2 protein-coding genes are annotated in these 1617 nt (G+C 40.6%); both read right to left on the bottom strand.

Annotation, left to right across the window (positions count from 1 at the left end; genetic code table 11):
* The coding region (locus tag EST42_RS08185) for an SSURE domain-containing protein (protein ID WP_245150440.1) at positions 1-384 on the bottom strand (384 nt) is incomplete at its 3' end.
* Positions 385-1009: 625 nt separating this feature from the next.
* Positions 1010-1219 (bottom strand): integrase core domain-containing protein, encoded by a 210-nt coding sequence (locus EST42_RS11600; RefSeq protein WP_425335783.1) that lies wholly within the window; start codon positions 1217-1219, stop codon positions 1010-1012.
* Positions 1220-1617: the final 398 nt, after the last annotated feature.

The following is a 1617-nucleotide window of genomic DNA, read 5'->3' as shown; positions in this document are numbered from 1 at the left end:
CGTAAATGGTCCAGGATAGTTTGCATTTTCAAGGTAACTAGCTGGTACATCAACCGTACTCTTGATGTTTTGCGCAACGGCAGTCTTAACATCATCTGCACTTGTAGTACTTGTGGCCTCTGCCAATGTTGTCGAAGTATCTGCACCTCCCACTGCTTGTGTCAAAGCACTACTTTGTGTATCAGCATGAGACGTAATTGAATCTTCTGAAACACCTTGATTACTTGTGTTGTCTAAAGAAACCGTATTATCAGTATTTGCAACTTGTACTTCACTACTGTCATTTGTATTCGTAGAATTTGCTGTATCAGACGCAAATGCTACGGGTGACAAAATAATTGAACTAAACAAAGCTGTTGCAAAAATCCCTTTTTTGTTTACCATTGCTTTACTCTCCAATCTCCTGAAAAAATATAATTACTTAACATAAGCAAACTATACACCTAAGCTCTTAGACAAACATGTGTAATTTCTTAAAAAATTCTTAATTCCGAATAAATGATTCTTTAACCCAAATTATTAATCCCGGATTTATTCATCAAGACAAACAAAAAAACGCTGAAACAGTAATTTAATGCCGTTTCAACGGTTTTTACGCTTTCACCCGTTGGGTGAAAACTATAGGAACTATTTTTATGAGATTTTGTTAGTACCAACAAACGAAATACTCAGAAAATGGAGCGCCTGTAATTATGACGAAAAAAGTATTACCTAGCAACCGGCGCAGATGTCAATATTATGGACAGTTTTTTTCGGCTCCGAGAGGTGCCAGACTCCGAAAATTTTTCAAAACTCGGATTTCAGCTTAAACCGGTCGGATTTCACAAGTTGTATCGTGCAACAAATAAGCCGTCACAAGGCGAATTTTTGAAATTCACAAGTGACGGCTTATAAACGGCGTCGTACCGGCTAGTGCCGATAACTGAGATTAAGTAAAGCAGACATTGGTCTAGGAGACTTGGAGCCAATCAGTGCGTAAGTAGATACGACTTTCATTATACCAGTTCACTTACCACTCGACAGACAACCTGACATCATCAATGGTCCTGTATTCTTCGTGGTAAGTCAGCTCTCGCTTAATGAGCGAATGGAAGCTCTCTATACGCGCGTTGTCGTATGGATGACCCTTACGCGAGTACGCATGCTTTATTCCTGCACTTCGTAGCGTTCCTTCGAACAGGCTAGAGGTGTATTGACTTCCTTTGTCGCTGTGAATCATCATTGGCTTGCCGTTGGCTCTCAGGGCCTTAACGACAACGTATCAACGCAAACTGTCATGCGTGCAGCAGGAGGCTTATTCGTTTACAACAAAACAAATTGCCATTACCTACCACAAAAAAAGGAGATTCAATCTGGTGATTACGTCGCACAGCGGCACATCACCAACACGGTAACCCACATGCCCGAAAGATCCTTTATTGGACAGTTGTAAATATGATTAGTTCAGCTGCGCAGCCAAACCACATTAGGGATAGATACGAAAAGAAACGAGCAACAGCAAATCGAAAGGAGCCATTACTCGTTTCCTCAATGGATCGCCTTATCAAAACGATTCATTACCTTATAACCACCAATCAATTTTACTCATACGAGCTAGCCAGATCATTGTAAAACGCT

It is taken from the genome of Weissella cibaria (genome assembly GCF_004521965.1).
GTDB classification, from domain to species: domain Bacteria; phylum Bacillota; class Bacilli; order Lactobacillales; family Lactobacillaceae; genus Weissella; species Weissella cibaria_A.
This window is presented reverse-complemented; position numbering and strand designations above follow the sequence as displayed.

Bases quoted from the DNA above. Each gene is read 5' to 3' on its own strand.
- EST42_RS11600 (WP_425335783.1), bottom strand. From the start codon at position 1,219: ATGATTCACAGCGACAAAGGAAGTCAATACACCTCTAGCCTGTTCGAA.